Origin of the sequence: Staphylococcus kloosii (assembly GCF_032139365.1) — a bacterium.
GTDB classification, from domain to species: domain Bacteria; phylum Bacillota; class Bacilli; order Staphylococcales; family Staphylococcaceae; genus Staphylococcus; species Staphylococcus kloosii_A.
In genome coordinates this window covers 1-6,864 of record NZ_JAVTDB010000055.1, presented here as the reverse complement: position 1 = coordinate 6,864, position 6,864 = coordinate 1, and the positions used below count along the sequence as shown (strand labels likewise).

The window sequence follows — 6,864 nt, the reverse complement described above, 5'->3', positions numbered from 1 at the left end:
CATTTTTTAATACAACGGTGAAACCATACTGTACCATACGCATAGCGTATGGTTTTAATTACACAATAAAAAAATTCCTAAACAGAGTTAGATAATATCACTCTGTTTAGGAAATTTTTATTTATTCATAGATATGTCCTACTTGATTATAATCTTCGCCTTGTTTCAAAATATTATTGTAAATATGTTTGATTACAGCTTCATTTTTGACTGATGGGTTTTCATAATTACTACCAACTACAACAATATATTTATCGTTAAAGTAACACGTAAATACGTGTCCGTAAAAACCACCGTTTATTCTATTTTTATCTTTATAAGAATAAAAACCATATCTATACGCGTCCGGATATCTATTTGTTTTACTTTCTTTTATATAGGGCTGCGTTTCATTTTCCGGAAAAACACGATTACGCTGTAAATCCACAATAAATTTCCCCATATCATAAGGAGCCATATATAAGTTTCCAGCACCATAATATTGATTTAATAATATTGGGTCCATTAATTGAGGTTGATTATTAACGTTTTTGTAACCAATGGCCATATCATTTTGCGCATTCGGATCGTCATAAAATGCAGTATGTTGAAGTTTATATTTATGTGCTATCGTTTTGTTAAATACTGTTGAATAAGGTTTATTCAACACAGATTCAATAACCTTTGCTAATACGAGATAATTACCATCATTATAACGATGACGTTTATAAAAGCCATTTTGAATGCCTCTTTGTTGTATAGCGTGTACTGCATCATCTAAATTATGGAAACTTGTTGAGCCTTTATATTTAAACAATCCACTCTTATGCAACATTAAATCCGTTAATAGTATCGGTTTAGTAGTCTTGAACCATAGGATATAATCCGAAACAGGATTATTCATATTTACTTTTCCTTCATCTACTAATTTTTTGAGCATAATTCCAGTAAAGAACTTTTGAGAAGAGCCAATAAGATACATCGTATTCGCACTGTTATGTTCATTATTTTGGAAATTTTTGATACCATAGCCTTTATTAAATTTAATTTTACCATTATGAAAAACGGCAACTGATCCATTGAATTTTGCTTGTTGCAAGTAATCATCTATTTCTTTATCTTGTGTATTTTGAGAATCGAAAACTGTTTTTAATCGCTTTACTTCCTTTTTACCGTGCGTAATTTGCTGTTGTTTTTTAATTACATTTGTCTTAGGCATAACCGACATATATTGTTTAAAGGCATACACACCTACAATAACTAATAAAATCACGATTGCTGTAATAACAATAATATATAACTTTTTACCGATGTTTATTTTCTTTTACCTTCCTCTTGGGTATTATTCAATAAAAGTTTTAACAAATTGTTGTGAAATATCGTCTATATTTTCTACATTTAATGAGAAATATAATTTAATTTTCGGTTCTGTTCCAGAGGGTCTTAAAGCTATAAAACCTTCGTCAAATATAAACCTAATTAAATTAGTCTTAGGTAAATCAAGTTGAGCTTCTGTTTCACTTGCTGTATCTATTAAACTTCCTTTTTCATAATCTTCAATTTGACGAATGTTTAGACCACATATCGTAGCTAATTCATTATTATCTTGTCTAAATTGTTGCATAATGCGTTCAATCTTGGCATTACCTTCTTGTCCTTCAAACACAGGCGCTATTGTCTTATCTTTAAAATGGCCAATATTGTTATAGATATCGTCTAAAATTTCTTTAAAAGATAAGCCATTTTGAGCTAATAAATTTTTATATTTAATAATTAAAGGCACCATTTGAATTGCATCTTTATCTCTAGAAAATGACTGGGCTAAATAGCCATGACTCTCCTCAAATGCTAATAATAATTTTTCTGAAGATGTCTCCTTTTTCGATAATAAATCAGAAATATATTTAAAGCCTGTCAATACATTATTAACTTTAATATTAAGTGATTGGGCAAGTCTTTGAGCCATTTCACTTGTCACTATTGATTTAATAATAAATAAATCAGCATCTTCAACAATTAAATCCTGGTATCTTAGTTTCATTAATATCAAGCCTATTTCATTCCCATTAAAATAATGATAATTTTGATTATCATCAATTTCTACAAATCCGAAACGGTCTGCATCTGGATCAGTTGCAATGACTAACTTAGCATCAGTTTTTCTTGCTAAGTCTATGCCTCTGTCAAAAGCATCGACTTCTTCTGGGTTAGCACTCGTCACACTTGGAAAATCACCATCTGGTATCGATTGCTCTTGTTCAATAACATAATTGTTATAATCTAAGTCATTCAAAATATCACTAAGTAAAGGTAAGCTTGTACCATGTAAGCTTGTAAGCACAACTTTTACATTACCTTGTTCGATTTTACCTACTAATTTTTTTACTGCTTGTTTATAACTATTTGTCACTTCATCATTTAAATATTCAATCTTACCTTCAGCGATTAATTGATCAAAATCACCTTTAGGTAGGTCTAATAGATTATCTATACCGTTAATGTATGTACTAAGTATTTCTGAATCTTCTGGTAACAATTGGCCACCTTCGTGATTATATACTTTTATCCCATTATAATTTTTCGGATTGTGACTCGCGGTAATCATAATCCCTGCACTGGCTTGTAAGTGCCTAACCGCAAAAGATAATTCGGGCGTTGATTTATAGCTATTAGATATAATTGTTTGAATGCCATTAGAAGCTAATACGCTTGCCATTTCGTTACAAAATGCTTTAGAAAGATGTCTAGTGTCAAAGTGTATAACTACTATAGGTTGTTTACAACTATTTTGCAAATATTTTGCAAAACCTAATGCCACTTTTCTGACAGTAAAGGCATTTAGTCTTCCTGGTCCTATTCCAAATGTACTACGTATCCCCGCAGTGCCAAATGAAAGAGTATTATTAAATCCTTCCTCAATCTGGGATTCGGATTGTTGGTCATAAAAAGGTTTAACTAAGCTTTCGTCTAATTTATCTAGCCATTGTTGTTTCATTATATGTATACCTCCTACATAACGTCTAACTGATTTAAATTTTAGATATATGTCTTAAATTAAGTTATAATATTCTATGAGTTTGTTAATTTATAGTAAACTTTGAAATTGTATTTTGCTTTGGTTTTATAATCATAACTACTATATTGCATTATACCTTAATTCGTTCAATAAATCATTTTGAATAGATACATGAAAGTAGTTTGTACCTATTACAAATTTATATACATAAAATCTTATATTAACTTAGTTGCTATTTTTCTTTCATAGTAATAAAATGTTAGTTTATAGTACATTTTCTTATTTACAAAATATTAATAAACTTACTAATAACATTAAGTTTTCCCTAAAATAAAATATTATGTACAAAATTTAATAAGTGGGAGCATCTATAATGAATAAAATTTTTAAATATTTTTTGATTTTACTTTCATTGCTATTAGTTGTTGCTCCGATAGTTTTCGCTATTATTTTATTTAAAACTTCTCAAGGTGCTTTTGAGAACTCATTTAATAATAGCGATTCGGCGCGTCAATCAAATTTAAGAGATTCGAAAGTAAATGCATCAAAAGAACCTATTTCAATTTTGTTTTTAGGAATTGATGAAAATGACAATAGAAAAAAGAATGGTCAAAGTACAGAACATTCTAGAACAGATTCAATGATATTATCTACTTTAAACACTAAGAAAAAGCAAATAAGAATGTTGAGTATTCCTCGAGATACTATCAGTTATATCCCTAAAGTGGGGTATTATGATAAAATAACACACGCTCACGCATATGGTGGTCCAGCAGCTTCAATGGATACGGTTGAAGCGACACTAAATGTTCCAGTAGATTACTACGTTAGAATTAACATGAAAGCGTTCGTTGATGCAGTAGATGAATTAGGCGGCATATATTTCAAAGTCCCATACTCTATTAGCGAACCAAACATGAATGATACTGGTAAAACAAAAGTGAAAAAAGGTTACCAAAAATTAAATGGTGAAGAAGCTTTAGCCGTAGCGAGAACAAGACACCAAGACTCTGATTTAAAACGTGGTCAACGTCAAATGGAATTATTAGAAGCCTTATTTGCAAAAGCACAAAAATCTGATTCCTTTAATAAGTTAGATGATGTTATTAAAATTGTCGGTAAAAATTCTAAACACAATTTAAGCTATAAAGAAATACGAGCATTAGCTTCTGTATATCTGAAAAAAGATGTTAATATGAAAACAGCTCAACTTAAAGGTAAAGATGATTACTTAAGTGGTGTTTATTATTACAATCCTGATATTAAAAACATCAAAGATACTTCTAATATATTAAGAAAAGATTTAAATTTACCAAAAATTACTGATAAAAATGATTTCTTAAACCAACGTGTTATAGATCATTATGGTGATTTAGTACCACAAACCGAAATTGATAAGAGTTTATTACGTAAAAATCAAAACGATACGACGAATGACAACGATAAAAATTCATCTGTCAATGAATCATCATCAGATGATAGCACTAATCAATCAAACGGTAGTGACAATAATAGTAATAACCAACAAAATTATGACCAAAGTCAACAGCAACAAGATCAACCACAACAAGACCAGCAACAGCAACAGCAGCAAGGTCAACCACAACAAGATCAACAACAGCAGCAAGATCAATCACAACAAGATCAACAACAGCAGCAACAAAATGGTAATCCTAATCAACAACAGCAACAACAACCAAATGCTGACCCAAGCCAACAACAAGCACAATATTAATTTTATTAGAGAGGAGCACACTATATGACGCGAAAAACTTACGATAAACTAGCTCATATAAATGGTATGTTCAATGTATTAGAACAACAAATAATTCACAGCAAAGATATGGCACTTTTTAGAAACGAATTTTTCTATGTAAACCATGAACATCGTGAAAATTATGAAGCGCTACGTATTTATTATAAAGATAGTGATGCAAATCCAGTCGTTGATGGTGCTTGCTATATTGTCGCTTTACCTGAAATATTTGATAAAGTTGATGTGTTTGAATCTGAATTACCGTTCTCATGGGTTTATGACCAAAATGGTATAACAGATACAATGCAACAAATTAGTGTGCCAATCCAATATTTAATTGCCGCTGCTCTAGAAGTAACAGATGTTAATCTATTTACACCATCTGGATTTACTATGGGAATGAATAATTGGAACATTGCACAAATGCGAATATTTTGGCAATATACTGCTATTATTCGTAAAGAAGCACAATAATTGTTAATCACCCTATCGTTACTAAACGATAGGGTTTTTATTTAATCTTAATTTTATATATGAAATGAGGCAATAATATGTTTAAAGTAGTTGAAAACCATACAGAATTGGAACAAGCATTCGACATTAGAAAAAAAGTTTTCGTTCACGAGCAAGGTGTACCTGTAGAGAATGAATTGGATAATTATGAAGAAATTGCAACACATATTATAGGATATGACACGCATCATAAACCTGTTGTGACGGCTAGATTTCGCCCTTTTAATGAAGGTGTCAAAGTTGAACGTGTAGCTGTATTAAAAGAGCATAGAAAAACAGGGATTGGTAAAGACTTAATGCAATTTATTGAGCAAGTAGCACAACATTCAGGCTATGAAAAATTAATATTAAATGCTCAAATTCAAGCACAACCTTTTTATGCCAATCTAGGGTTCTCCCCTATTGGTAATATTTTCATGGAAGAAAATATTGAGCATATTAAAATGACTAAGTCCCTTTAATATTTTTATTAAATTTATAACCAACCAAATTATTATTTTGTAATATTAAAAAATTGATTTTTCAAAGCAAATACACATTTATCATGGTTTCAAGACGTTTTCTCTTAGATTTTGTACATTACTATTTCATTACAAATTAATGAAAAATGAACAAGATCGTTTTCGGCGTATTATAATTAGATAAATTAATCATTAATAAGTAAAGGGGTAGTAACATGCCAAAAAAATTTAATTATAAAGCGCCTTCAATTATCGCTCTAACTTTAGCAGGAACCGCTTTGACAACACATCATGCGCATGCTTCTGAAAAAACTCAAGATCAAACGCCAAACAAAAATACTTTAAACGATGACAATGCACTTAAAGAAAGCGAACAAATTAAAAGTGATGTAAGTAAACCTACTACTAACGTTTCAGGGACACAAGCTTATCAAGATCCAACAATTATTAAAGCGCAGGACGAGTCTAATAATCAAAACTATGATGCAACATTAGACAACTTACATAATGACTCAACTAACGTTGAAAACAGTAATGCTCAGTCAACTTCCACTCAAACTCAAGTTGATAGTAATAGTAACGCTAAACAAGAAAGCACTATCGCTGATAAAACAAAAGAAACTGTAACTCAAGATGATAAACTACAGACTAAAGCACACACTATGGATATTAAAGGGACAACGCAACAAGAAAATGAAGACACTGATAAATCAGTTGCATCTTCAAATAATGACAAACAATCAACTTTTGCTCAAGATGAATCTGATACGAATAATTCAGCATATAGTGATGTTGATGCACCACAATTTGTTCAAAACAACATATCAGATGATCAATCATCAAATGTTAAATTGAATGACATTCATAGCAATAACATAACTCAGTCAAATACTTATAAAGTTAACAAAGACCAGCATTCGGCTTCAGCTAAAGTTGAAGATGCTGTTCAAAAACCAACGGCTCAACAAACAGCTGTCAATGCTGACGATATTAAAGCTAAGCAATCAACTACATCCGCTGCTTCTGTTAAGTCTGTTGACTCTGCCCAAAAACCAACAGCTCAACAAAAAACTGTGAATGCTGATGATAATAAAGCTAAGCAGGCGACTACACCTATTGAATCTGTTAAGGCTATTGAC

5 protein-coding genes and 1 pseudogene are annotated in these 6,864 nt (G+C 30.7%); 4 read left to right on the top strand and 2 right to left on the bottom strand.

The features are described from left to right. Nucleotides 1-121: 121 nt before the first annotated feature. Both RPL90_RS07365 and RPL90_RS07360 read right to left on the bottom strand, forming a co-directional pair. Nucleotides 122-1,252, bottom strand: coding sequence for a serine hydrolase domain-containing protein (locus RPL90_RS07365; protein WP_313547350.1), 1,131 nt, complete (start codon nt 1,250-1,252; stop codon nt 122-124). Nucleotides 1,253-1,321: 69 nt separating this feature from the next. Then, nucleotides 1,322-2,974: a phospho-sugar mutase gene (locus RPL90_RS07360; protein ID WP_313547348.1), complete on the bottom strand. Its 1,653-nt coding sequence runs from the start codon at nt 2,972-2,974 to the stop codon at nt 1,322-1,324. 394 nt (nt 2,975-3,368) lie between these two features. Here RPL90_RS07360 and RPL90_RS07355 point away from each other — a divergent pair, with 394 nt between their 5' ends. The 4 genes and pseudogenes from RPL90_RS07355 to RPL90_RS07340 form a co-directional block, all read left to right on the top strand. Continuing rightward, nucleotides 3,369-4,730, top strand: coding sequence for an LCP family protein (locus tag RPL90_RS07355; RefSeq protein ID WP_313547346.1), 1,362 nt, complete (start codon nt 3,369-3,371; stop codon nt 4,728-4,730). Nucleotides 4,731-4,754: 24 nt separating this feature from the next. Next, entirely contained in the window at nt 4,755-5,225 is a 471-nt protein-coding gene (locus RPL90_RS07350) for a DUF2538 family protein (protein WP_061855005.1), read from the top strand. A gap of 77 nt (nt 5,226-5,302) precedes the next feature. After that, nucleotides 5,303-5,725, top strand: coding sequence for a GNAT family N-acetyltransferase (locus tag RPL90_RS07345; RefSeq protein WP_313547343.1), 423 nt, complete (start codon nt 5,303-5,305; stop codon nt 5,723-5,725). Between the two features lie 215 nt (nt 5,726-5,940). Further along, nucleotides 5,941-6,864, top strand: a pseudogene (locus tag RPL90_RS07340) (hypothetical protein); the annotation flags it as partial.

Bases quoted from the DNA above. Each gene is read 5' to 3' on its own strand.
- RPL90_RS07360 (WP_313547348.1), bottom strand. From the start codon at position 2,974: ATGAAACAACAATGGCTAGATAAATTAGACGAAAGCTTAGTTAAACCT.
- RPL90_RS07355 (WP_313547346.1), top strand. From the start codon at position 3,369: ATGAATAAAATTTTTAAATATTTTTTGATTTTACTTTCATTGCTATTA.
- RPL90_RS07350 (WP_061855005.1), top strand. From the start codon at position 4,755: ATGACGCGAAAAACTTACGATAAACTAGCTCATATAAATGGTATGTTC.
- RPL90_RS07345 (WP_313547343.1), top strand. From the start codon at position 5,303: ATGTTTAAAGTAGTTGAAAACCATACAGAATTGGAACAAGCATTCGAC.